Source organism: Aeromonas sp. sif2416, assembly GCF_019218665.1.
Classification (GTDB): Bacteria; Pseudomonadota; Gammaproteobacteria; order Enterobacterales; family Aeromonadaceae; genus Aeromonas; species Aeromonas encheleia.
Genome location: NZ_JAHUXC010000056.1, coordinates 1 through 255, shown reverse-complemented (window position 1 = coordinate 255; position 255 = coordinate 1). Strand labels below are relative to the sequence as shown.

At 57.6% G+C, this 255-nt stretch carries 1 protein-coding gene; it reads left to right on the top strand.

Features of this window, described 5'->3' with window-relative positions; translation table 11 throughout:
* Nucleotides 1-56: 56 nt before the first annotated feature.
* Nucleotides 57-255 (top strand): hypothetical protein (locus KW821_RS21515; RefSeq protein WP_218292873.1); only part of this gene is annotated, 199 nt, incomplete at its 3' end.

Genomic DNA, 255 nt, shown 5'->3' with positions numbered 1-255 from the left:
GACGTGCTGCGTCAACTGGGCGAATTATTAAAATAACTGTCTGAGGAGAGCACGCCTTGATTCGTATAGAGCTACCGGTACTGGTGGAAAGACTGAACCCCATCTGTCGTCACATGCTGGAGGAGGCTGCGGCCCTCTGCGTCAACCATCAGGGGGCCGAGATCCGCATCGAGCACCTGCTGCTGAAGATGCTGGATACTCCCTTGTCCGATGTGCGCCAGATCCTCAAGCGGGCCGAGGTGGAGGTCGAGGAGC